Source organism: Pantoea sp. NPDC088449, from assembly GCF_044753225.1.
Classification (GTDB): domain Bacteria; phylum Pseudomonadota; class Gammaproteobacteria; order Enterobacterales; family Enterobacteriaceae; genus Pantoea; species Pantoea floridensis.
This window is the reverse complement of record NZ_JBIVMT010000001.1, coordinates 212,077-235,942: the sequence shown is the minus strand read 5'-3', so window position 1 is coordinate 235,942 and position 23,866 is coordinate 212,077. Positions and strand designations below refer to the sequence as shown.

The following is a 23,866-nucleotide window of genomic DNA, read 5'->3' as shown; positions in this document are numbered from 1 at the left end:
AGCAAGACGCGATTCTGGCGAAGATTATTTTATGAACAGAAGTTATTTTAAAGGTGTTCAGGCACTCAGAGGACTGGCTGCCTTAAGCGTGATGTTATTCCATTTTCGCTGGAACATTAACGAATCATACCCGAACCTGGGTGACCGGCTGTTTGGTTGGGGTGCAACGGGTGTTGATCTCTTTTTTTTAATTAGTGGTTTCGTTATCGCTTTAACCGTTAAAACTACACCGGCAACCTTTTCTGGCGCTGTAAATTTCCTCAAACGCCGTGCATTCCGTATTCTACCTGCCTATTACGCTATTCTTATTATTACGTTTATGTTGTCCGGCGCCATGAGTACATTCCATTATGAAGATAAAGCGCTTAATTTTTTTACCTCTTTAATTTTTCAGCCAGCTTATCACGATCATGCTCCTTTTTACATCGACGATAGTGGGATGTATGGCATTCGCTGGACACTCAATTATGAGGTTTATTTTTATCTGGTAATTGGATTGTTATTAATGTTACCAATGCGCTGGCTATTTATCACTCTTTGGTTTATCGCATCTTTGCTACTTCTTCCATGGTTCAATGGCTACGCTATAAATTTCTCTCCTACCGGCTATGGCTTCTCTAGCGGGCAGTTAAACCTTATTTCGAATCCGATGATTTTGCTTTTCATCGTCGGTATGATAATTGGTGCTTCCATTTCATATATCCAACGCATTAATAGCAAACTGATGGCACTATTAGCTTTTGCATCCTTAATTTTTGCCTATAGCCAATTCAGTGAAGGGAAATTTTTAGCGCATGGCTTATTATCTTCAGGCTGGATTTACGCGCTAGTATTGCTCTTTGTTATCGGTGCTGAAAGATCTATTGAAAACTGGGTTCCGCAATGGTTACTCAAGCTGGGTGATATTTCATTTTCTCTCTATCTTATTCACAATCTTTTCAATTACGGATTGGCCAAACGTTTCGACAGCACGGGTATCGAACCTGGTATGCTGCGTTTTACCCTCTCGATAGTGTTATCTTTGCTATTAGCATGGTTATCGTGGCGCTATATTGAAAAACCCGCCTATAGAATTGGCAAAAGGCGCGAAAAGATATCGGCTACATAATAGACAAGGGTTGACTATGTCATAGCAATTCATTGATTCTGATAATAATCAAAATCATTGACTTAATTGCTATGCAAAAAACAATTCTCATCACCGGCTGCTCCAGCGGCATTGGCCTGGTTGCCGCGAATGATTTACTGGCGCGTGGCTATCGCGTGATTGCCGCCTGTCGTCGCGCTGAAGATGTGGCACGCATGGAAGCGCTGGGATTTATTGGCGTGCAGCTGGATCTGGATGATGCCGCCAGCGTCGATGCTGCGGCCGATCGCGTGCTGGAACTGACCGATCATCGCCTGCATGCGCTGTTTAACAACGGCGGTTTTGGCCAGTATGGACCGCTCAGCAGCGTATCACGTCAGCAGTTGGAAAAGCAGTTTTCCACCAACCTGTTTGGCACCCATCAACTGACCATGCGACTGCTGCCTGCACTACAAGCCAGCGGCAACGGACGCATCGTCAATACCAGCTCGGTGCTGGGATTGATCTCCACGCCGGGACGCGGTGCCTATGCCGCCAGCAAATGGGCGCTGGAAGCCTGGAGCGATGCGCTCCGCCTCGAAGTGCGCGATGCCGGCGTGCGCGTCAGCCTGATTGAGCCGGGCCCGATCAGCACCCGCTTTACCGACAACGTGCATCAGGGCGAGCAAGACAAACCTGTGCGTAATCCCGGCATCGCCGCGCGCTTTACTCTGCCACCAGAAGCGATTTTGCCGAAACTGCGTCACGCATTAGAGAGCAAACATCCGCGCCTGCGTTATCCGGTGACGCTGGTGGCCTGGGCAATGAGCCTGCTGAAACGGCTGTTGCCAGGTTGGATACTGGATCGCATTTTGCGCAGCAACTAAGCTGCAACGCAGAATCGAACTTGAACACGGGCAGCTTGCCCCCATATCCTCAACACACTTTCTGCCAAGAGACGTACTCATGTCACACGCTTTGATTATCGACATCAACGAATCCAACCTGCAACAGACGTTAGAGCAGTCCATGCAGCTGCCGGTGCTGTTCTATTTCTGGTCCGAGCGCAGTCAGCACTGTCAGGAGTTGACGCCGGTGCTGGAACGTCTGGCGCAGGAGTATGCCGGACAGTTTATTTTGGCGAAGCTGGATTGCGATAAAGAGCAGATGGTGGCGTCGCAGTTTGGCCTGCGTTCCATTCCTACCGTCTACCTGTTCCAGAACGGTCAGCCGGTTGACGGCTTCCAGGGCCCGCAGCCGGAGGAAGCGATTCGCGCTCTGCTGCAAAAGGTCTTGCCGCGTGAAGAAGAAGTAAAAGCGCAGCAAGCCATGCAATTTATGCATGAAGGCAAACCGCTGGATGCACTGCCGCTGCTGAAAGATGCCTGGCAGCTGAGCAATCAAAACAGTGAAATTGGCTTCCTGCTGGCCGAAGTCCTGATCACCCTGAACCGCAGCGATGAAGCGGAAACGGTGTTGGATAAGGTGCCGCTGCAGGATCAGGATACGCGTTATCAGAGCCTGGTTTCACAAATTGACCTGCTGAAGCAAGCCGCCGATACGCCTGAAATTCAGCTGTTGCAGGAGCAGCTGGCGAGCGATCCCGCGAATGCTGAGCTGGCTGCTAAACTCTCCTTACAGCTGCATCAGGTTGGCCGCAACGAAGAAGCATTAGAACTGCTGTTTAGCTTCCTGAAGAGCGATCTCAGCGCCGGCGACGGCCAGGTGCGTAAAATGTTTCAGGAAATTTTAGCGGCACTGGGCACCGGTGATACGCTCGCCACCCGCTATCGCCGCCAGCTTTACTCGCTGCTGTACTGATCGGTACCGCGCGTTAAACGGGCCGAAGCGACTCGGCCCGACAATCTGACAGCCAGGAGGTTATATGTTAACGGTGATTCCCGTCATTATTGTGCTCGCACTCGTCACCGTGTGGGCCGGAGTAAAAATTGTTCCACAGGGTTATCAGTGGACGGTAGAACGCTTTGGCCGTTACACCAAAACGCTGGCACCTGGCTTAAATCTTCTCATCCCGTTCATGGATCGTATTGGTCGCAAAATCAATATGATGGAACAAGTACTGGATATCCCCTCGCAGGAAATCATCTCTAAAGACAATGCCAACGTCACGATTGATGCCGTGTGCTTTATCCAGGTTGTCGATCCGGCACGCGCCGCCTATGAAGTCAGCAATCTTGAACTGTCGATACTTAATCTGACGATGACAAATATCCGCACCGTGCTCGGCAGCATGGAGCTGGATGAGATGCTGTCACAGCGCGATAACATCAACACCCGCTTGCTGCATATCGTCGATGAAGCCACCAATCCCTGGGGTGTAAAAATCACCCGTATCGAAATCCGTGATGTGCGTCCGCCGCAGGAGCTGATTGCGGCAATGAACGCGCAGATGAAAGCGGAACGAACTAAACGCGCCGACATACTGGGCGCGGAAGGTGTACGTCAGGCCGCGATTCTGCGCGCCGAAGGTGACAAACAGTCGCAGATCCTTAAAGCAGAAGGTGAACGTACCTCGGCCTTCCTGCAAGCCGAAGCGCGTGAACGCCAGGCCGAAGCCGAAGCCAATGCTACGCGCATGGTGTCTGAAGCAATAGCCGCCGGGGACATTCAGGCGGTGAACTATTTTGTGGCGCAGAAATACACCGATGCCCTGCAAAAAATCGGGGAGGCTAACAATAGCAAAGTGGTGATGATGCCGCTTGATGCCAGTAGCTTGCTTGGCGCGATAGGCGGGATCAGTGAACTGCTGAAGGAGAGCCGTCAGGAGCGCAGACCATGATCCTCATGGAGCTGATTGCGCATCCCCACTGGTTCTGGCTCACTCTGGGCGGCCTGCTGCTTGCCGCCGAAATGCTGGGCACCAGCGGTTACTTGCTGTGGAGCGGCTTAGCGGCGGTGGCGGTGGCGCTGATTGAATGGATTGTTCCCATCTCATGGACCAGCCAGGGAATTATGTTTGCGGTGATGACGCTGCTGAGCGTTTTTTTCTGGTACCGCTGGATGCGCTATCGTGAATCGTCACAGCAGCCCAATACGCTCAATCAGCGCGGCAGCCAATTAATGGGGATGCAGCTCACGCTGGATAACACCCTAAAAAATGGCCTTGGCCACGTGCGCATTGGTGACAGCAGCTGGCGCGTGCAGGCGGAGAGCGATCTGCCTGCCGGTACGCCGGTGATTGTGACCGGCGTCGTCGGTATTACGCTAATCATTCAGCCGCGCTTTCCCTCGGCCTGATGGCAGCACCCCGCCAGATGATTGATAATCGGACACTCCGCGCCGTCATCGCCCGGACAGGCTTCTGCTAGCGCCAGCAACCGCGCGCGCATGGCATGTAACTCTTCAATATGTGCGGCAATCTCGGAGGCTTTCTGCAAGGTACGCGCTTTTACATCGGCGCTGTGACGTGCGGGATTGTTAAAAAGCGCCACCATTTCACGGCACTCTTCCAGCGTAAATCCCACCTGTCGCGCCTGACGCAGCAGGTTGAGCTCATCAATATGATGCGCAGCGTAATGGCGATAACCATTGTCACTGCGCGCTGGCGGCGTCACCACGCCTTTCTCTTCGTAAAAGCGAATCGCTTTGCTGGTGAGCCCGGTTTTTTTTGCCACATCGCTGATGTTCATATTCACCTCTTGACCTTCCCCTGAATGGAAGGTTTAGGCTCTATATCTAATGCAAATTTTGCATGCAGTCAAAACCAACATGAGGAATAAACCATGTCACACACACAACTGCTGGCGCTGGACGGTTTGTCATGCGGCCACTGTGTAAAACGCGTTAAAGAAGCGCTCGAACAGCGCAGCGATGTCGAGCAGGCGGAAGTTACCCAGCAAGAAGCCCGTGTTATTGGCGCAGCCAGTGCCAGCGATCTGATCGCCACGGTGGAACAAGCTGGCTACCACGCCGTGCTGAAAGATGGCGCTGCCAGCCCAAAGCCTGATCCGTTGACAGCTACAGAGCCGCCGCCGGAGGCGCTGACAACGGAGTCGCAACCGGCAGAAGAAAATCTTGCCGTGCATCACTTACTAATTGGCGGCATGAGCTGTGCCAGCTGTGTCAGCCGCGTGGAGCAAGCGTTACAAAAAGTGCCCGGCGTGAGTCAGGCTCGCGTCAATCTCGGTGAGCGTAGTGCGCTAATCGTGGGTGATGCGACGGCCGAAGCGCTGGTTAGCGCGGTTGATCAGGCCGGTTATTCCGCCGAAGTGATCGATGATGAACAGACCCGCCGGGAGCGTCAGCAGGTTAGCGCTCAACAAGCCATGCGCCGTTTTAGCTGGCAGTCAGCACTGGCGCTGCTGCTCGGCGTACCAATGATGATTTGGGGCATGCTCGGCGACAACATGATGCTGAGTGCAGATAACCAAACCCTGTGGCGTACGCTGGGTATCATCACCTTGCTGGTGATGCTGATTGCTGGCGGGCACTTCTACCGCAGCGCATGGCGCAGCCTGCGTCACGGCACCGCCACCATGGATACCCTTGTCGCGCTGGGAACCGGTGCAGCATGGCTCTACTCCATGAGCGTGGCCGTCTGGCCAGAATTTTTTCCGCATCAGGCTCGTCATCTCTATTTCGAAGCCAGCGTGATGATCGTTGGCCTGATTAATCTCGGTCATGCGCTGGAACAGCGCGCACGGCAGCGCGCCTCAAAAGCACTGGAACGACTACTGGATTTGACGCCCGCGCAGGCGCGCGTCGTTAATGAACACGGTGAAACGCTGCTACCGCTGAGCGATGTTCAGCCAGGCATGCGACTTAAATTGGTGACCGGCGATCGTGTGCCGGTAGATGGCGAGGTTGCCAACGGTGAAGCCTGGCTTGATGAGGCGATGCTAACCGGTGAAGCGGTACCGCAGGCCAAACAGCCCGGAGACAACATCTTTGCCGGGACGCTGGTGCAGGACGGCACGCTGCAGTTTGTCGCGCGCGCTACCGGTAGCCACACTACGCTGGCACGCATCATCAATCTGGTGCGTCAGGCGCAGAGCAGCAAGCCGGATATTGGCCGCCTTGCGGACCGCATCTCCGCAGTATTTGTGCCGGTAGTGGTGGCGATTGCGCTGCTCAGCGGCCTGATGTGGTATCTGGTTGGCCCGCAGCCACAGCTGGCTTATACCCTGGTGATTGTGACTACCGTACTGATTATCGCCTGCCCTTGCGCGTTAGGCTTAGCCACGCCAATGTCGGTCATCGCGGGCGTAGGTCGGGCGGCGGAACTCGGCGTGCTGGTGCGTGACGCCGATGCACTACAGCGCGCCAGCGAAGTTGACACCATCGTGTTTGATAAAACCGGCACCCTGACGCGCGGCATGCCGCAAGTGAGCGATGTGGTGCTGTACGGCGACTGGGATCGCCAGCAGGTTTTGAAGGCGGCGGCACAACTGGAACAAGGCTCCAGCCATCCGCTGGCCAAAGCAATTCTCGACGCGGCACCGTCGGAGAGCGCCGAGGCGGTTAAGCAATTTCGTACAATACGCGGCAAAGGCATCAGCGCTAAAGTTGCCGACAGAACGCTGCTACTGGGTAATCAGGCGTTACTGAACGAGCAGCACATTGATTACAGCGCGGCACAGGCGGATATCGAGCGCTTCGCGGCGCAAGGCGCTACGCCGGTGTTGTTAGCGGATACGCACCAATTGCTCGGTTTAATCGCGCTGCGTGACAGCCTGCGACCAGAGAGCAAAGCGGCGTTACAGCGCCTGCATCAGCAGGGCTACCGCTTAATTATGCTGACGGGCGATCATCAGAAAACCGCACAGGCGATCGCCGCCGAAGCGGGGATTGATGAAGTGATTGCCGGCGTACTCCCCGACGGCAAAGCCCAGGCCATTATCCAGCTGCAGCAGCAAGGTCGCAAAGTGGTGATGGTTGGTGACGGCATCAATGATGCACCGGCGCTGGCGCAGGCAGATGTCGGCATTGCAATGGGCGGCGGTAGCGACGTAGCGGTGGAAACCGCCGCAATGACGCTAATGCGCAACGATTTGCACTGTGTTGCCGATGCACTGGCGATAGCGGGCGCTACCTTGCGCAATATGCGCCAGAACCTATTGGGTGCTTTTATTTACAACAGCCTGGGTATTCCGATTGCTGCCGGTGTGCTCTATCCCTTTACCGGTATGTTACTCAGCCCGATCGTAGCAGGCGCTGCAATGGCGCTGTCGTCCATTACCGTGGTGAGTAACGCTAACCGATTGTTGCGATTCAAGCCCGCGCAACGGCAATAGCCACTCCGGCCCTGTTTTTCAGTGAGTGAAATCGCTAGCATGGATTTTTGACTTCAAAAGGACAGGGAATGAGACACGGTCTGTGGCACAGCATCCAACAACGGATCGCGATCCTTTTCCCGGCCAGTTACAGCTGGCCGGCTATGGATATCCATCTGGATAACCGCCGCCTGCATCTGGCTGGCAGCATTCATATGGGCACGCGTGACATGCAACCTTTGCCCGCCGGTTTATTGCGTCAGCTGAATAAAGCCGACGCACTGATTGTTGAAGCGGATATCACTCAAGGCGGATCGCCCTTCAGCAACGATGATGAATATCCGCCGCTGGCAACGCGGCTCGACGCAGAGGTTTTGCTGCGGCTGCAGGCGCTGTGTGATGAGCTATCGCTATCAATTAGCCTGTTCGACACGCTGCCATTTTGGCAAATCGCGCTTATGTTACAGGCGCAGCAGGCGCAGCGGCTGGGGTTGCGTCCACAGTTTGGCATTGATTACCAGCTGTTACAGGCAGCGAAAGCCGCCAATAAACGCATCATTGAACTGGAAGGTCCGGAAACTCAGATCGCCCTGCTGAAATCACTGCCGCAGGATGGATTGCCGCTGCTGCTGGATACCCTTGAGCATTGGCATACCAACGCGCGTCTGCTGCAAACCATGATCAGCTGGTGGCTGGATGCCCCGCCAAAGCAGCAGCCGGTGGCGCTGCCCACCACCTTTAGCAGTGAGTTGAATGACACGCTGATGCGAAATCGTAATCAGCACTGGCGTGAGCTGCTGCTGGCGTTACCGAAAGGGCGATATGTGGTGGCAGTAGGGGCGCTGCATCTGTATGGCGACGATAATTTGCCGGGATTGCTGAAGCGTTAGGCCATTCCGGTGCACCAGGATTGGCATTGCCCATCGTAGGGTCGCCATTCATGGCGAGCGGTTAGAAGGGTGCAAATAACAATAAAAATCACAAAAAAAGAAGGCCAATAATAATATTGGCCCGTCAAAGAGGAATTTGTTTATGATTTTGGTTATCACCAGCAATCTCTTGCTGGCGCGGGCCAATTCTCGCGCAAAGTTCAGAATTTCGCCACTCTTTTTCCATTCAAAATGAAATAAGAATCTTCCTAACAAGGATTAAATATGACGCCTGCGGTAAAACTGCTGGAAAAACAAAACGTCACCTTTACCCTGCACCCTTACGATCACGATAGCCATGAAACCAATTTTGGTGACGAGGTGGTACGTAAACTGAATCTGGATGCGCGTCAGGTGTTCAAAACCTTACTGGTCGCGCTAAACGGTGATGCCAAAGCACTGGCAGTGGCGGTCACGCCCGTCTCATCGCAGCTGGATCTAAAAAAAGTGGCGAAGGCGCTAGGCGCTAAAAAGGCCGATATGGCCGATCCGCAGCTGGCGCAGCGCGTGACCGGTTATCTGGTTGGGGGAATTAGTCCACTCGGACAAAAAAAACGCCTGCCAACGGTAATCGATCAGCAGGCTGCGGAATTCGCCACCATCTTTATCTCCGGAGGCAAGCGCGGGCTGGATATTGAGCTGGCCGCGCAGGATTTGTCGCGCCTGCTGGATGCACCGCTGGCCGATGTGGCGCGTCGAAGCTAATCAGGCTGCTGAGCACAGAGCTGGTCGATCATCCAGCGACCAGCCGGTCCCGGCGGATTACGTCGCGACCACACCACATCGACCGCAATACGCTGCGGCCAGCCCGGCACCGGCAGCTCTTTTAGCACCTGATGCCCAAATTGCTCCACCAGCCAGCGCGGCAACACGCTCCAGCCGAAACCCTGCTCTGCCATCTCCAGCAGCAGCAAATAGGATGGCGCTGACCATACACGCCCTGCGGGCAGCGGCTCACGCGTTTGCACCCAGGTATTAAGCCGCAAATGCCGCAGCTCACCCAGCTGCCCTTCACTTACCTGCTGCAGCTGCGATAAAGCATGATCCTGATGCAAATAGATCGCCATCTGTGCCCCCACCTGCAAGCGCGCAACCGCCAAATCTGGCGGCAGTTGCGGCTGAGCTCGCACCACACCAAGATGCACCCGCCCGGCCTGTAAAAGATCCAGTGCATCAGCATCCTCGGCAATCATGCATTCGAACTCAATATCCGGATAGCGTTGGTCAAAGCGATTAAGCAGATTTTGGTGATGATCGGCCTGCCAGAAATCTGAAATCGCCAGGCTGAGCCGCGGTTCCACGCCTTGCGACAAACGCACCGCCAGCTCATCCAGCCGCTGGCTAGCGGCGAGAATTTGCTGCACCTGCGCGAAGGCGCGCTGGCCATGCTCGGTCAGCACCGGCTGACGCCCGCTGCGATCGAACAGCGTAAAACCCAAATCATCCTCCAGGTTAGCGACCGCGCTGCTGATGGTTGACTGGCTTTTTGCCAGCGCACGCGCAGCAGCGGAAAACGATCCGCTGGACACGGTTTGCACGAAGGCTTCTAGAGATTCCGGGGAGTACTTCATAGTGATCCATCGCTTTTATCGATAGGTGATAATTTTATCTTAGCATTACAGAGTGCCAAAATGTGCGACATCACTAATCAGGAGGTTTATATGCGTACCCGTTCGCTGAAAGAACGCTTTTGTCATGCCGCAGGCTTTGAAGGGTTGGCACTTATTACTGTTGCGCCGCTGGCTGCCTGGATCATGGAGAAACCGCTGTTTCAGATGGGCGCGTTAGCGATAATGCTGTCGACCGTCGCCATGCTGTGGAACATGATCTATAACACCGGCTTTGATCGCATCTGGCCGCCACAGGTTAAACGCGGCTTCGGTCTGCGTGCGATGCATGCGCTGGGTTTCGAAGGGGGCTTTATCCTGATCGGCTTGCCGATTGCGGCCTGGATGCTGAATATTTCGCTGCTGGACGCTTTCGTGCTGGAAGTGGCGTTCTTTCTGTTCTTCCTGCCTTACACCATGGTCTACAACTGGGTGTGGGATAAGTTGCGTCAACGTTGGGTGACGCAGAAAAATTGCCAGGCTTGATAAACCGGTCACCATGAATGGCGACCCTACGTGGATATCGCCGGGTTTTTGTAGGGTGCGCATTCATGGCGTAATGCTCGTCAGTTAAGCGTGAATCGGTCACCATGAATGGTGGCCCTACGTGGATATCGCCGGGTTTTTGTAGGGTGCGCATTCATGGCGTAATCCTCATCAGTTAAGCGTGAATCGGCCACCATGAATGGCGACCCTACGTGGATATCGCCGGGTTTTTGTAGGGTGCGCATTCATGCGCACCGGGAAATCGGCGTTCAGTGTTGTGCCGCGCGCGGCCAAATCCACGCCAGAATCATCTGCGGATAGCTTGGCTTCCGCTCCTTCTCCTGGGCTTTATTACGCTGCTCAATCTGTGCTTCCGTCAGATGCACAATACCGGTCGGTACAAAATCATCAACCTTTAAGGGTGAATGCTGGCTGACAAATTCACGCAGCGCATCCGCATCGCGCAGCCCGCTATTGCTGAATCCGGCATGGTTTTCGATCACCGGATAACCGTCGCCACCGCTGGCATTAAAGCTATTCGTCGCCATACGGTAGGTTTTATCCTTTTGCAGCGGTGCGCCGTCGATCTTCACCTCGCTAACGCCTTTGCCATCCGCCACCAGACTGATGTTGGTGAACTGCGCGAAGCCGCCTGAATCCACTTTGATATTGGCCACCGTTGCCAGATAGTTCAGCAACTCATTGCCAGTGAGCGTAACCGACACCACCTGATTGCCGAACGGCTGCACCTGCAGCAGATCGCGCCAGCTAAGATTACCCTTGTCCAGCGAAGCGCGAATGCCACCGCCGCTCATAACCGCAAAGTCTGCTTTGGTCGCCGCCATTTGCGCACGTAAAATCAGCTGGCCAAGATTGGTTTGCTCAAAACGCACCTTGTCGCGCTCACCGACAAACACACCGTCACTGCTGCCGACGTTGACATCCAGCTTCTTGCCTGCGCGCAGTTGGTAAGGGGTTAACAACTTCATCATCGCGCTGTTTTTCGGGATCTCTTCCTGCCAGGTGAGCCAGGATTCGCTACCGTCGAGGTTCTTCACTTTGTGCTTTAGATTAACCGGGATCAGCTGGTAGCTATCCAGCGTCAGCTCGCCGTTACGGAAGGTGAAGTCGCCGCGACCAACAAACTTGCCCCACTCTTTGGCCTGCATAATCCACACGCCGTTCTGGCGATCCGGCTGGCAAGGTTGGCCCGGCTGATAGTTTTTCACGCTGACATTCTCTTTAGCCATGCACACGGCATCCTGCGAGTGACCACCAATAATCACGTTGATGGTACCCGGCGGCAGGCTGCGCGCTAACTCCACATCGCCCGGCGCATTACTGCCATGCTGGCCATCGTCATAATGGCCCATGTGCGTCAGCGCGATGATAACGTCAGGTTTTTCAGTGACACGCAGCTCAGCCACTGCTTTCTCGGTCTCTTGCACCGGATCGCGAATATCTATCGTCGCGATGTTCTCAGGATTGGCGATGCGCAGCGTGTCGGTCGTCGTCAGGCCAATTACGGCAATCTTCAAGCCCATACGATTAAATGTCGCCCACGGCTTAAATAAGCGCTTATCGGTGCCTTTTTGGTAGATATTGGCCGAAAGGAAGGGGAATTTGGCCCACTTTTGCTGCTTTTGTAGCACGCTAAGCGGTTTATCAAATTCATGATTACCCAGCGCCATGGCGTCATAGCCCACGAGATTCATGCCGCGTATATCCGGTTCAGCATCCAGCATATCTGACTCTGGCACGCCGGTGTTCACATCGCCTGCCGACAGGATCAGCGCACCGCCACCTTTGGCCTGAACATCATAGCGCTGTTGATCCATCAATGTTTTTTGAGCGGCCAGGCCGTATTCACCTTGTGCATTAGTCCAGTAACGTCCGTGATGATCGTTGGTATGCAGAATACTGAAACGATAGCTGCGATCCGTTTGCCATGCTTGCGCCAGCATCGGCAGCAGTAACATCAGCAGCGCCACCCAGCGCCCTCTTCGCGGTAATAAAAACAAAGCCGATCTCCTTATTCTGCGTTTTTCCACTGAGCTGTGGACTAAATGTGCTTTATCGCCCACCTGTGTCGCACAGATGGCACTTTAACTCAAGACGAAAGGCTTATAGAGTCAATCAGTAAGTAACAATCTGATAACGATAACCGCCCTTTTCAGGATTATTATGGCAAGTGAACTCGCATCACCGGTACGCGCACCGGGCCGCACCGCTTTTGGCATCTTAGGCGCCATCAGCCTCGCGCATCTGCTTAACGATATGCTGCAATCTTTGTTGCTAGCCATCTACCCGATGTTGCAGAAAGATTTTAACCTCAATTTTGTACAGATCGGCCTGATTACGCTGACTTTTCAGGTCACCGCCTCGCTGCTGCAACCGCTGATTGGTCACTACACCGATAAGTACCCCAAACCCTGGTCGCTACCGGTGGGCATGGGCTTTACGCTATGCGGGTTGATTCTCCTGACCTTTTCCACGACCTATCCGCAAGTGCTGCTGGCTGCCGCGCTGGTGGGAAGCGGTTCGTCAGTATTCCATCCGGAATCTTCACGCGTGGCGCGTATGGCTTCCGGCGGTCGTCACGGTTTGGCACAGTCGTTGTTTCAGGTAGGCGGCAACTTTGGCAGCGCACTGGGGCCACTGCTGGCGGCGATGATCGTGGCGCCTTACGGCAAAGGCCATCTTGGCTGGTTTGTGCTGGTAGCGCTGCTGGGTATTATCGTGCTGCTGCAGGTGAGCCGTTGGTATAGCCACCAGCAGCGTGCGAGCAAATCCAGCACCACCGTGGCGCCGGTGAATCCGCTGCCGCGTAAAAAAGTCGCACTGGCCATAAGTATTTTGCTGCTGCTGATCTTTTCCAAGTACTTCTATCTCACCAGCATCAGCAGCTATTACACCTTCTATTTAATACAGAAATTCGGGCTTTCCGTGCAGGCTTCGCAATTCCACCTGTTTGCCTTCCTCGGCGCGGTGGCTGCAGGCACCATTATCGGTGGGCCTATTGGCGATAAGATTGGGCGAAAATACGTGATTTGGGTGTCTATTCTTGGCGTTGCCCCGTTCACACTCCTCTTGCCGCATGCCAACTTAATGTGGACCAGCGTACTGAGCGTGATCATCGGGCTGATTCTTGCCTCGGCATTTTCCGCCATTTTGGTCTACGCCCAAGAGCTGATGCCGGGACGTATCGGTATGGTTTCTGGGCTGTTTTTCGGCTTCGCCTTTGGTATGGGTGGGCTGGGAGCCGCCGTGCTCGGCGTGGTGGCCGACCACACCAGTATCGAGTGGGTTTATCAAATCTGCGCCTGGCTTCCCCTTATCGGCCTTTTAACCGCTTTCCTCCCCGATAATCGCCACGCCTGACCTTCTTTCGCGGGGGCAACTGTTTTTCCTTGCCCCCTCTCGCTCTGCATGTTTCCTGCCGATAACCTGAGATAAGTGATGAAAATGCAGCTTCAGCACCGTTTTTATCTCATTTTTTCAATTTAGCGACTTTTTACCGCTCAAATGTTTAAACGCGGTTAGCGATTGTGCATTACACTAGGTTGTTACAAGCGGATACATTTGCACACAAGGAGACAGGCATGCATCACACCACACCGTTGATCACTACCATTGTCGGGGGATTGGTCCTCGCATTTCTCCTTGGTATGCTGGCAAATCGCCTGCGCATCTCACCGCTGGTCGGCTATTTATTGGCGGGCGTGCTGGCCGGCCCTTTCACGCCAGGCTTTGTCGCGGATACCAATCTTGCCCCTGAATTGGCTGAACTCGGTGTGATTCTGCTGATGTTCGGCGTCGGTTTGCACTTCTCGCTCAAGGATTTGATGTCGGTAAAGTCTATCGCCATTCCCGGGGCCATCGCGCAAATCGCCGTGGCGACGCTGCTGGGAATGGGGCTCTCCTGGACGATGGGCTGGTCGTGGATGACCGGCCTGGTGTTTGGGCTGTGTCTCTCAACCGCCAGTACCGTGGTACTGCTGCGTGCGCTGGAAGAACGTCAGCTCATTGATAGTCAGCGCGGACAAATCGCCATTGGCTGGCTAATCGTTGAAGATTTGGTGATGGTGCTGACGCTGGTGCTACTGCCTGCCATCGCCGGCATGCTCGAACAGGGCAACGCCAGCCCAACGCTGCTGCTGTGGGATCTGCTGCTCACCATCGGCAAAGTGGTCGCCTTTATGGTGCTGATGATGGTGGTAGGACGTCGCGTGGTGCCGTGGATTCTGGCAAAAAGTGCCGCTACCGGTTCGCGTGAGCTGTTTACCCTTGCGGTTTTGGCGCTGGCACTCGGTATCGCCTTTGGTGCGGTCGAGTTCTTTGATGTCTCCTTTGCACTCGGCGCCTTCTTTGCCGGCATGGTGCTGAACGAATCGGAACTGAGCCACCGCGCGGCACACGATACCCTGCCGCTGCGCGATGCCTTCGCCGTGCTGTTCTTTGTTTCCGTTGGCATGCTGTTTGACCCGATGATTCTGATTGAACAGCCGCTGGCGGTGCTCGGCGCGCTGGCGATTATCGTCCTCGGTAAATCGATCGCCGCGTGGCTGCTGGTTACGCTACTGGGTCATTCACGCCGCACCGCCATGACCATTTCAGTGAGTCTGGCGCAGATTGGTGAATTTGCCTTTATTCTGGCCGGCCTCGGTATTTCGCTGGGTATGTTGAGCGATGAAGGCCGCAATCTGGTGCTGGCGGCGGCAATTCTCTCCATCATGCTCAACCCCATTCTGTTTACCGTGCTGGAGCGCTACCTCGATAAAACCGAGACCATGGAAGAGCAGACGCTGGAAGAAGCTATCGAAGAAGAGAAGCAGATTCCGGTGGATATCTGCAACCACGCGGTGCTGGTCGGCTATGGTCGCGTCGGCAGCCTGCTGGGGCAAAAACTGATGGATGCGGATGTGCCGCTGGTGGTGGTGGAGAATTCCCGCCCACGCGTTGAAGCGCTACGTGAGCAAGGTATTAAAGCGGTGCTGGGCAATGCAGCTCGCGTTGATACCATGGAGCTGGCGCGGCTCGACTGCGCACGCTGGCTGCTGCTGACGATTCCAAATGGGTATGAAGCGGGCGAAGTCGTTACGGCGGCGCGTGAGAAGCGTCCCGACATTGAGATTATTGCGCGTGCGCATTACGACGATGAAGTGACCTATATTATGGAGCGCGGCGCCAATCGCGTGGTGATGGGGGAACGTGAAATCGCCAATAGCATGCTGCACGTGCTGGAAGAAGAGATTGCGCAGAACCCGATTGTGCGCGAGTGCCCGATTTAAATGAGCGCGGTCATTGTTAAGATCGCCATAAATGGCGTAATGCTCGTCAGTTAAGCGTGAATCGGTCACCATGAATGGTGACCTTTTTTGTAGGGTGCGCATTCATGCGCACCGATGCCATCATCAACGATCCCAGTACGACTCTTCTAAACTGTCTTCCCGCTCCGGCAGGCCGCGCGTCAGACGCGGTGAATGCTGGTTCAACACCTGATAACTCACCCGGTTGGCGTATTTACATACCTGTGCCAGCGAGGAATACGTCAGATAGGCTCGTCCGTGTTTGCTGGAGTTAGGCACCTTTTGGCGGTGGAAATTGTTGGCGGTGATATCATGCAGCAGTGCCGCCAGCGCGCCATCGCCCGCGCCATTAGTGTTCATAATCTTTTCTGGTCCGCCCATGTAAGGCGCGATATGCGAGAAAATACGCAGCGGCTGGTCGCAATCCTTGTGACGCATCGCCCGACTAAATTCATATTGGTTGAACTCAGCCAACGCGCCCGGCAGCAGCGGATGGTTGGTTTTGCGCTTGAATTCCTCTTCCGTGAAGCCGGCCATGTACAAACCGGTTGGCCCAGCGGTGCACAGCACCAGATCCACCCAATCCAGCGCCATGTTCGATGCCAGCAAAGGGTCTTGCTCACCGGTTAACGCGAAAGCCTCTTCTTCATTCATCGCGACAATCGAGACGTGATCGCGCAGGAAGTCGCGCCAGAACTGCGGGTTATCCTGAATCACATATTTAGTGCCGAGCGTTAGCACCACCGGCACATTGTGTTTCTTTGCGTATTCAATAGCACGCAGCGTCGCTTCCGGCATCGGTTCGCCCGGCTGGCAGCGCACCAGATACGACGTCAGCACCAGCGCCGACGCGCCGGCAATCACCTCTTCCGGAATGTTGCTGGCGTGCAGCTGGTTCATTAAACCCGGACTGATGGCAAAGGTGCGTTCGCCCTGCTCGCCAATCAGCGTGAAGCAGCGGCCAATGGCGCCGTCCACGCCCTGCAGGAAATTAAGATCCATGCGGCTGGACGTGTTGCACAGGTAGCGATAGGCATAGCCGCCAATCTGGATGTTGTTACACATCACGCCCAGCAGCACCGAACGATCGTCGGCGAGTACCGAGTAGTTGTGCAGCGTATTGCCGATGGTGCCACCCGCGAATTGATGGCTGATGAGCTCTTCACGCATCAGTTCGTTATAGAGTGCTTCGGCAGTCGTATCGTCGATAACCAGCGAATGGCCGGCGCTAAGGCCGTAACGCTGCAAAAAGTCATCATCGACTTTAGCTTCAATATCCACCAGCGTCTGGTCGATACCCACCACCCAGCTGCCCTCTTCCTGCTCTTGCTGCGTAGCTTGCAGCAGCGGATCTCGCGCGTTAACGGGGAAATAGTGTTTGGATTTGCGTTTGCCGGGAAATTTCATCGAGAGTGCCGTCAGGGAAAATCAGGCAGAGAATGATATCACACTCTCTGCCGCACCATTAACGGCGTGCGTTGACCAGCTGCAGCATCATTTCAATGTGCTCGGCATCATCGTTGAGCGCAGGAATGTACTCGAACTTTTCACCACCGGCATGCAGGAAGATCTCGCAGTTTTCTCCGCTGATCTCCTCTAGCGTTTCCAGGCAATCTGCAGCAAAGCCGGGGCTCATCACCTGCACATGCTTGATACCTTTCGCCGGCAAACTCTTCATGGTTTCATCGGTGTACGGCGTCAACCACGGCTCACGGCCAAAGCGCGACTGGAAGGTCATCATGATTTTATGCGGCGCAATACCTAACGCGGCCGCTAACGCAGCGGTGGTGTCTTTGCAGCGCTGCGGATAATCATCACCTTCATTGGCGAAACGCTGCGGAATGCCGTGATACGACAGCACCAGCAGATCCGGTTCACCATGCTGCGCGAACGAGCGTTCTACCGAGGCTTTCAGGGCAGCAATATAGGCCGGGTGTTCGGCATAATCGCGAATAAAAGCCACTTCCGGCAGCGAGCGCAGCGGTTTAAAGCTCGTGGCTAACCCATCCCAAACGGCGGCTACCGTTGAGCATGAGAACTGCGGATAGAGCGGCAGCACGATCAGTTTAGTGACGCCCTGCGCCAGCAGGCGCTGCAGCGCGCTATCCAGGCTTGGCTGACCGTAGCTCATGCCGAGCTCAACCGGCATATCCAGGCGCTGTGCCAGGGCTTCACGCTGGCGCTTGCTGAATACCATCAAGGGTGAACCTTCGTCCATCCACACGGATGCATAGAGTTTCGAGACGCGCGGCGAGCGGAACGGCAGGATGATGAAATTGAGAATCGGCCACCATAACCAACGCGGCGTATCAACCACGCGTGGATCGCCGAGAAATTGTTTTAGATAGCGCTTAACCGCAGGTGTGGTGGGTGCGTCTGGTGTACCTAAATTAACCAGTAAAACCCCGGGCTTTTCTTGCCTCATTGTATTTCCTTGATGTCGAAACGAATGGGTCAAATCAAAATCAGGGGAAATTGTAGCGGAAATCGAGGGAGGAGAAAGCAATTGCTGCAAAAGGGCCGGACAACCGGCCCTCTGGACGCCTTAGCCGAGGATCGTGGCCAACTGCGTGCTCACTTCAGCGACGGGACGCGTGCCGTCGATTTTGTGATATTCGGTATTGCCGTCTTGCGCTTCTTTGCCGTAGTAGGCAATCAGCGGTGCGGTCAGCTGATGGTATTCCACCAGACGCTTACGCACGGTCTCTTCCTGGTCATCTTTACGCGTGGTCAGCTCTTCGCCGGTCAGGTCATCTTTACCTTCCACTTTCGGTGGATTGTAGGTGACGTGATAAACGCGGCCCGATGGCGTATGCACGCGACGACCCACAATACGATCCACAATCAGCTCGTCGGGTACGGCAAACTCCAGCACGTAGTCAACTTTGATGCCCGCTTCTTTCATGGCGTCAGCCTGCGGGATGGTGCGTGGGAAGCCATCGAGCAGGAAACCGTTTTTGCAGTCTTCCTGCGCGATACGCTCTTTAACCAGCGCAATCACCAACTCGTCAGTCACCAGTTTACCGGCATCCATGATCGCTTTTGCCTGCTGGCCCAATTCGGAGCCCGCTTTCACTGCCGCACGCAGCATGTCACCCGTGGAGATTTGCGGAATACCGTATTTCTCCATGATAAATTGAGCCTGAGTGCCCTTACCTGCGCCCGGTGCTCCGAGCAGAATAATACGCATTGCGTAATTCCCCTTGCGAATCGCATTGTTCAATCTGAGAAGGCGAAGAACATACCATTATGCCCCGCGCACCACAAGGAAACGGGCACGCTTCTGACGAAAGGTCTACTTTGACCTGCTTTGTCAGGGAATACTAGCAGAGTGCCTGTTTTTAGGAATTTCGGCTACGTATCAGCGCTTCCTTCAGTCGTATTTTTAAGGTGTTAGTGACGTTGAGATGTTTGTTCACGCTGCCACGAACGTTAGCACGCAAACGTAAGCGCTGCGGAGAAGATAGCACCTGAATATCCTGAGGAAACGTGTTGACATTCAGCCCGATAGGTAAGGGAAAAAGGGCGAACGGCAACCCCGGTTGCTGAATTGATCGCAGCAGTAGCGGGGCTTCAAGCGCGATACTTTCTACCGTTGCGATGTTGAACGGCCGCCAGTCGTCGTTCTCCATTATCGCCAGCGCTTGTTCGGCTGCGGCGCCGAAAGCAAGCCCCTGCTCAAACAACCGCAGCTCACTGCGTACCAGGGTGCTGAAATCAGCAGTACGTAAAGCGATCAGCACCAGATCGCTACACAAGGCGGCGTGTCGATCCAAACGCGTAACAAAGAGCCGCGCATCGCTGATAAGACGTTTATGCAGCTGGGTGGCAAAGGATTCTGAGGCATCCGTAACCCCCTGACTCTGGCATTCGCTCAGCGCCCGCACGCGCCCGTGCTGCATATCGATATGTTCCACCAGCGCAATGTTGCCCGCCATCATCGGCAAGGTCGGCAGCACGCTGAGTTCGCTAACCGGATAGTGCGACGCGTAGCGGGTTTGGTTACGCGCCTGTTCCTGACGCAGAAATAATTGGGAAAGCAGCACCCGGGCAATATGCAACGAGGGTGCAAAGAAGAGGTCGTAATTTTCAAGCCGGTAGTGACGGGAAAGCAAGCCGCGAAGCTTATCGCGCGCCGCCGCCGCCCTGGCAGTAGCAAGTTGTGGAGCCATCGCGTGATATTTCTCTTGTTATTGTGCTGTGTGCGGGAGGTGCAACGTGACGGCGATTTCTGGCAAAACCACAGAGAGGCTTAGCCGTCAACCGCCAGAATCTGGGGGAAAGGTTAGGCCAATGCGGCTGGACATTAAAATGATATAAACTGACAATCCCTGTTAGGTTTTTACACAGGGGACGAGTATGACCGCGCTTCCATCGTTACGTGCACTGCACTATTTCCACCAGGCGGCACTATATTGCAGTTTTAGCGTGGCAGCCGAACGTCTGCATGTCACCCACAGCGCCATCAGCCATCAGGTGCGGCAGCTGGAGAGCTGGATGGGCAAGCCGCTGTTTGTGCGCACCAACGGACGCGTCAGATTAACCTCACACGGTGAACGTTTGCTGGTGAGCTGTCAAAAAGCCTTTAGTGAACTATCCACCAGCTGCGAAAGTATTCGTACCGGCATGCGCCATCATCTCAGCGTCTCCTGTGCGCCCAGCTTCCTGGCGCAATGGCTGATTCCACGCATCGCCAGCTTTTATCAACGCTATCCTGATATTGAAGTGCAGTTTCAGCCGCTGGTGGACATTGACCAACTGCGCAGCGAGCATACCGACGTGCTCATTCTCAGCGCAGAGCAATCGCCGGATGAGGATATTGATGCCACTTTGATTAGCGATGATTACATCGGCCCACTATGTGCTCCGCAGTTTGCCGTGCGTTTTCGAAATGAGCAGGATCTTGCCGCGCTGCCGCTGCTGCACGCCGATACGCGGCTGCATGCGTGGGCCGAATGGGCAAAAACCAGCGGCGCGCGCGGTAATTTCTGGATCGGCAAGCACTTTGATAATTTAACGTTAGGCATTCAGGCAGCCAGAAATGGCTTAGGCGTGATTATGGCACCGCGTCTGTTGGTGCGTCAGGAGTTGAGTGACGGAACGTTGATCGCACCGTTGGGCTTTGTACGCGTTGATCGCGCGACGCTGATGATGACCAAGATATCGCGCCAGCACGATGCGGAGATAACGCTGTTTCGCGATTGGCTGCGCGATCAGGCGCAGATATAAAAGCAGATATAAAAAAGGTCGCCATGTGAATGGCGACCCTGCGAGTTTGATGCGATTACGCCGTCAGCAGCTGGTTCATACGACGGATAAACTGGTTCGGATCGTCCAGCGTGCCGCGTTCTGCCAGCAGCGCCTGATCCAGCAGCAGCTCAACCCACTCCGCAAAGCGCGTTTCGTCCTGCGTATCAGCCACACGTTTCACCAGCGTATGATCCGGGTTAATCTCGAAGATGTACTTCACGTCCGGCACGTCCTGACCGGCTGCAGCAAACAGCTTCGCCATCTGCGTGGTCATTTCGTTGGCATCGGTGGTAACAATCGCTGGCGTGTCGGTGAGACGATGTGTCAGACGCACCTCTTTCACGCGCTCGCCCAGCAGGGTTTTCACGCGTTCAACGAACGGCTCCAGCGCTTTCTCCGCTTCTTTCTGCTCTTCAGTCTCTTCGTCAGCCAATTTGCTCAGGGAATCATCCGCTTTGCTCACTGACTGGAAGGTTTTGCCGTCGAACTCGGTGAGGTAGCTCATCATCCATTCGTCGATACGATCGGAGAGCAGCAGCACCTCAATGCCTTTCTTACGGAACAGTTCCAGATGCGGGCTGCTCTTCGCAGCGGCATAGCTGTCAGCGGTGATGTAGTAAATCTTGTCCTGACCTTCTACCATGCGGCTCAGATAATCTTCCAGCGAAATGGTCTGCTCGGCGCCTTCACTCTGGCTGGTGGCAAAGCGCAGCAGTTTGGCGATGGTTTCCTGATTCGCGTTGTCTTCAGCCGGACCCTCTTTCAACACCAGACCAAACTCTTTCCAGAACTGCTGATATTTTTCTGCGTCGTCTTTCGCCAGTTTTTCCAGCATCTGCAGGCTACGCTTGGTCAGCGCGCTACGCAGGCTCTGAGTGACACGGCTGTCCTGCAGGATTTCACGCGACACGTTCAGTGGCAGATCGTTAGAATCTATCAGGCCACGGACAAAGCGCAGGTAGTTCGGCATGAACTGCTCAGCATCGTCCATGATGAAGACGCGCTGCACATAAAGTTTCAGGCCGTGCTTGCTGTCGCGGTTCCACATGTCGAACGGCGCACGCGCCGGGATGTAAAGCAGGCTGGTATATTCCTGTTTACCTTCTACACGGTTGTGGCTCCAGATTGCCGGATCGCTAAAATCATGGGCGATATGCTTATAGAACTCTTTGTATTCGTCGTCGCTGATCTCGGACTTGTTACGCGTCCATAGCGCCTGGGCTTTGTTGATCTTCTCCCATTTGCTTTCGCCGGTTTCTTCGTCTTTGCTTTCAATTTCAACCGGCAACGCGATGTGATCGGAGTATTTGCTGATCACATTGCGCACACGCCATGCATCGAGGAAATCGTCCTCGCCTTCACGGAAGTGCAGCGTGATGTCGGTGCCGCGATCGGCTTTCTCAATCTCCGCCAGCGTGTATTCACCTTCGCCGGCTGATTCCCAGAACACCGCTTCATCGGCTTTTGCGCCAGCTGCGCGGGTGCGCACGGTAACTTTATCCGCCACGATGAAGGCTGAATAGAAGCCTACGCCGAACTGGCCGATCAGCTGGCTGTCTTTCGCCTGGTCGGAACCCAGAGATTCGAGGAAGGATTTGGTACCCGATTTCGCGATGGTACCGAGGTTCTCAATCACCTCATCACGGCGCATACCGATACCGTTATCGCTAAGCGTCAGGGTGCGGTTTTCCGGATTGACCGAGATGCGCACGCGCAGCTCACCATCGCCTTCATACAGATCTGGCGTCGACAGCGCACGGAAGCGCAATTTATCGGCGGCATCTGAAGCGTTGGAAATCAGCTCGCGCAGGAAAATCTCTTTATTTGAATAGAGGGAATGGATCATCAGGTGCAGAAGTTGTTTTACCTCTGACTGGAAGCCACGCGTCTCTTGTCCTTTCATGGTCATTGCTACCTCAACTGAATCGGGGTTGATGATACGTTGAGAGAGAAATGGGGATGAAGGGCAGGATTTCAAGCCGATATCCGTGAAGAGATCGGCAAGTGATTAGAAATTAATCTTATGACGTCCAGCAAGCGAGTGCGACAGCGTGGTGCCGTCCACCATTTCCAGCTCACCGCCAACCGGTACACCGTGCGCAATGCGGCTGGCATCAACGCCATATTGCCCGCACAGCTCGGCGATGTAGTTGGCCGTTGCTTCTCCTTCCACCGTGGGGTTGGTGGCGAGGATCACTTCGGTTAGGGTTTCGCGCTCCAGACGCTGCTCCAGCCGATCCAGACCAATATCCTGCGGACCAATGCCATCCAGCGGTGACAAATGGCCCATCAGCACAAAGTAGCGTCCGCCAAACTGGCCGGTTTGCTCAATGGCGTGGATATCAGCCGGGCTTTCCACTACGCAAATCTGGCCGTTTTGCTGACGGCGCGGATTGGCGCAGATGGTGCAGATCTCCTGCTCGGTGAAAGTTCGGCAATCGGCGCAGTGGCCGATTTCCGACATGGCGCGGGTCAACGCCTGCGCCAGACGCATGCCACCGCTACGATCGCGCTGCAACAGCTGAAAAGCCATGCGCTGCGCCGACTTCGGGCCAACGCCCGGCAGGCAACGCAACGACTCCATCAAAGATTCAAGCAGTGGACTGGTTTGCATTAGAACGGCATCTTGAAGCCAGGCGGCAGCTGCATGCCACTTGATACAGAGGCCATTTTCTCTTTCTGCGTTTCGTCGATACGGCGTGCAGCATCGTTAAAGGCCGCGGCGATCAGATCTTCCAGCATGTCTTTGTCATCTTCCAGCAAGCTAGGATCGACTTCAACACGACGGCAGTTGTGCGCACCGTTGATGGTAACTTTAACCAAGCCCGCGCCTGATTCACCGGTCACTTCGATCGCGGCGATCTCTTCCTGCACTTTGGCCATTTTGTCTTGCATCTGCTGGGCCTGTTTCATCAGGTTGCCCAATCCGCCTTTACCAAACATAGTTTTCTCTCTCTGCTGGGGCTGCGCGCAATCAACGCGCGGC

22 protein-coding genes are annotated in these 23,866 nt (G+C 54.8%); 12 read left to right on the top strand and 10 right to left on the bottom strand.

Annotation, left to right across the window (positions count from 1 at the left end; all coding sequences use genetic code 11):
• Positions 1–31 precede the first annotated feature (31 nt).
• The 5 genes from ACIP6T_RS01125 to ACIP6T_RS01105 all read left to right on the top strand — a co-directional run bounded on the left by ACIP6T_RS01125 (position 32) and on the right by ACIP6T_RS01105 (position 4,324).
• The gene (locus tag ACIP6T_RS01125) at positions 32–1,108 is read left to right on the top strand and encodes an acyltransferase family protein (RefSeq protein WP_400454915.1); all 1,077 of its coding nucleotides are present in this window, start codon (positions 32–34) and stop codon (positions 1,106–1,108) included.
• A 71-nt stretch (positions 1,109–1,179) separates the two neighbouring features.
• Positions 1,180–1,953 carry an SDR family oxidoreductase gene (locus ACIP6T_RS01120; protein WP_400454913.1) on the top strand — a complete coding sequence of 258 codons (774 nt, stop codon included), beginning with the start codon at positions 1,180–1,182 and terminating at the stop codon, positions 1,951–1,953.
• A gap of 79 nt (positions 1,954–2,032) precedes the next feature.
• On the top strand, positions 2,033–2,887 hold the full coding sequence (locus tag ACIP6T_RS01115; protein ID WP_097094660.1) for a co-chaperone YbbN: 855 nt from the start codon (positions 2,033–2,035) through the stop codon (positions 2,885–2,887).
• A gap of 64 nt (positions 2,888–2,951) precedes the next feature.
• On the top strand, positions 2,952–3,866 hold the full coding sequence (locus ACIP6T_RS01110) for an SPFH domain-containing protein (RefSeq protein WP_097094661.1): 915 nt from the start codon (positions 2,952–2,954) through the stop codon (positions 3,864–3,866).
• Positions 3,863–4,324 (top strand): NfeD family protein, encoded by a 462-nt coding sequence (locus tag ACIP6T_RS01105; protein ID WP_370659783.1) that lies wholly within the window; start codon positions 3,863–3,865, stop codon positions 4,322–4,324. The genes ACIP6T_RS01110 and ACIP6T_RS01105 overlap by 4 nt, the downstream gene beginning before the upstream one ends.
• Here ACIP6T_RS01105 and cueR read toward each other — a convergent pair.
• Complete coding sequence (gene cueR, locus ACIP6T_RS01100; RefSeq protein WP_400454908.1) at positions 4,300–4,716, bottom strand: Cu(I)-responsive transcriptional regulator; 417 nt, start codon at positions 4,714–4,716, stop codon at positions 4,300–4,302. The genes ACIP6T_RS01105 and cueR overlap by 25 nt on opposite strands.
• A gap of 93 nt (positions 4,717–4,809) precedes the next feature.
• Here cueR and copA point away from each other — a divergent pair, with 93 nt between their 5' ends.
• From copA to ybaK, 3 genes are all read left to right on the top strand, one after another.
• Positions 4,810–7,320, top strand: a complete 2,511-nt coding sequence (copA, locus tag ACIP6T_RS01095; protein WP_400454905.1) for a copper-exporting P-type ATPase CopA — start codon at positions 4,810–4,812, stop codon at positions 7,318–7,320.
• 68 nt (positions 7,321–7,388) lie between these two features.
• The gene (locus ACIP6T_RS01090) at positions 7,389–8,189 is read left to right on the top strand and encodes a TraB/GumN family protein (RefSeq protein WP_345827132.1); all 801 of its coding nucleotides are present in this window, start codon (positions 7,389–7,391) and stop codon (positions 8,187–8,189) included.
• Between the two features lie 264 nt (positions 8,190–8,453).
• Positions 8,454–8,933 carry a Cys-tRNA(Pro)/Cys-tRNA(Cys) deacylase YbaK gene (gene ybaK / locus ACIP6T_RS01085; RefSeq protein ID WP_097094665.1) on the top strand — a complete coding sequence of 160 codons (480 nt, stop codon included), beginning with the start codon at positions 8,454–8,456 and terminating at the stop codon, positions 8,931–8,933.
• Here the strand turns inward: ybaK and ACIP6T_RS01080 are convergent.
• Positions 8,930–9,799, bottom strand: coding sequence for a LysR family transcriptional regulator (locus tag ACIP6T_RS01080; RefSeq protein ID WP_400454901.1), 870 nt, complete (start codon positions 9,797–9,799; stop codon positions 8,930–8,932). The genes ybaK and ACIP6T_RS01080 overlap by 4 nt on opposite strands.
• A gap of 90 nt (positions 9,800–9,889) precedes the next feature.
• Between ACIP6T_RS01080 and ACIP6T_RS01075 the strand changes: the two genes are divergently transcribed.
• Positions 9,890–10,321 carry a multidrug/biocide efflux PACE transporter gene (locus tag ACIP6T_RS01075; RefSeq protein ID WP_097094667.1) on the top strand — a complete coding sequence of 144 codons (432 nt, stop codon included), beginning with the start codon at positions 9,890–9,892 and terminating at the stop codon, positions 10,319–10,321.
• 269 nt (positions 10,322–10,590) lie between these two features.
• Here ACIP6T_RS01075 and ushA read toward each other — a convergent pair whose 3' ends face one another.
• On the bottom strand, positions 10,591–12,342 hold the full coding sequence (ushA, locus tag ACIP6T_RS01070) for a bifunctional UDP-sugar hydrolase/5'-nucleotidase UshA (RefSeq protein WP_400454897.1): 1,752 nt from the start codon (positions 12,340–12,342) through the stop codon (positions 10,591–10,593).
• A 163-nt stretch (positions 12,343–12,505) separates the two neighbouring features.
• On the opposite strand from ushA, the gene ACIP6T_RS01065 reads away from it, so the two are divergent.
• Positions 12,506–13,702 carry an MFS transporter gene (locus tag ACIP6T_RS01065; RefSeq protein WP_400454895.1) on the top strand — a complete coding sequence of 399 codons (1,197 nt, stop codon included), beginning with the start codon at positions 12,506–12,508 and terminating at the stop codon, positions 13,700–13,702.
• 221 nt (positions 13,703–13,923) lie between these two features.
• Complete coding sequence (ybaL, locus tag ACIP6T_RS01060; protein ID WP_097094670.1) at positions 13,924–15,612, top strand: YbaL family putative K(+) efflux transporter; 1,689 nt, start codon at positions 13,924–13,926, stop codon at positions 15,610–15,612.
• 123 nt (positions 15,613–15,735) lie between these two features.
• On the opposite strand, the gene ACIP6T_RS01055 is transcribed toward ybaL, so the two are convergent.
• The 4 genes from ACIP6T_RS01055 to ACIP6T_RS01040 form a co-directional block, all read right to left on the bottom strand.
• Complete coding sequence (locus ACIP6T_RS01055) at positions 15,736–17,037, bottom strand: inosine/guanosine kinase (protein WP_097094671.1); 1,302 nt, start codon at positions 17,035–17,037, stop codon at positions 15,736–15,738.
• 58 nt (positions 17,038–17,095) lie between these two features.
• On the bottom strand, positions 17,096–18,055 hold the full coding sequence (gene hemH / locus ACIP6T_RS01050) for a ferrochelatase (protein WP_400454892.1): 960 nt from the start codon (positions 18,053–18,055) through the stop codon (positions 17,096–17,098).
• Positions 18,056–18,175: 120 nt separating this feature from the next.
• Positions 18,176–18,820 carry an adenylate kinase gene (adk, locus tag ACIP6T_RS01045; RefSeq protein ID WP_097094673.1) on the bottom strand — a complete coding sequence of 215 codons (645 nt, stop codon included), beginning with the start codon at positions 18,818–18,820 and terminating at the stop codon, positions 18,176–18,178.
• A 151-nt stretch (positions 18,821–18,971) separates the two neighbouring features.
• Positions 18,972–19,802, bottom strand: a complete 831-nt coding sequence (locus ACIP6T_RS01040; RefSeq protein ID WP_400454890.1) for a DUF6024 family protein — start codon at positions 19,800–19,802, stop codon at positions 18,972–18,974.
• Between the two features lie 187 nt (positions 19,803–19,989).
• Here ACIP6T_RS01040 and ACIP6T_RS01035 point away from each other — a divergent pair, with 187 nt between their 5' ends.
• Positions 19,990–20,859 (top strand): LysR substrate-binding domain-containing protein, encoded by an 870-nt coding sequence (locus tag ACIP6T_RS01035; RefSeq protein ID WP_400454887.1) that lies wholly within the window; start codon positions 19,990–19,992, stop codon positions 20,857–20,859.
• 55 nt (positions 20,860–20,914) lie between these two features.
• Here the strand turns inward: ACIP6T_RS01035 and htpG are convergent, their stop codons facing one another.
• The 3 genes from htpG to ACIP6T_RS01020 all read right to left on the bottom strand — a co-directional run bounded on the left by htpG (position 20,915) and on the right by ACIP6T_RS01020 (position 23,823).
• On the bottom strand, positions 20,915–22,783 hold the full coding sequence (htpG, locus tag ACIP6T_RS01030; protein ID WP_400454885.1) for a molecular chaperone HtpG: 1,869 nt from the start codon (positions 22,781–22,783) through the stop codon (positions 20,915–20,917).
• Between the two features lie 105 nt (positions 22,784–22,888).
• Positions 22,889–23,494, bottom strand: a complete 606-nt coding sequence (gene recR, locus ACIP6T_RS01025) for a recombination mediator RecR (RefSeq protein WP_008103873.1) — start codon at positions 23,492–23,494, stop codon at positions 22,889–22,891.
• Positions 23,494–23,823 carry a YbaB/EbfC family nucleoid-associated protein gene (locus tag ACIP6T_RS01020; protein ID WP_097097583.1) on the bottom strand — a complete coding sequence of 110 codons (330 nt, stop codon included), beginning with the start codon at positions 23,821–23,823 and terminating at the stop codon, positions 23,494–23,496. The genes recR and ACIP6T_RS01020 overlap by 1 nt, the downstream gene beginning before the upstream one ends.
• Between the last annotated feature and the right edge of the window lie 43 nt (positions 23,824–23,866).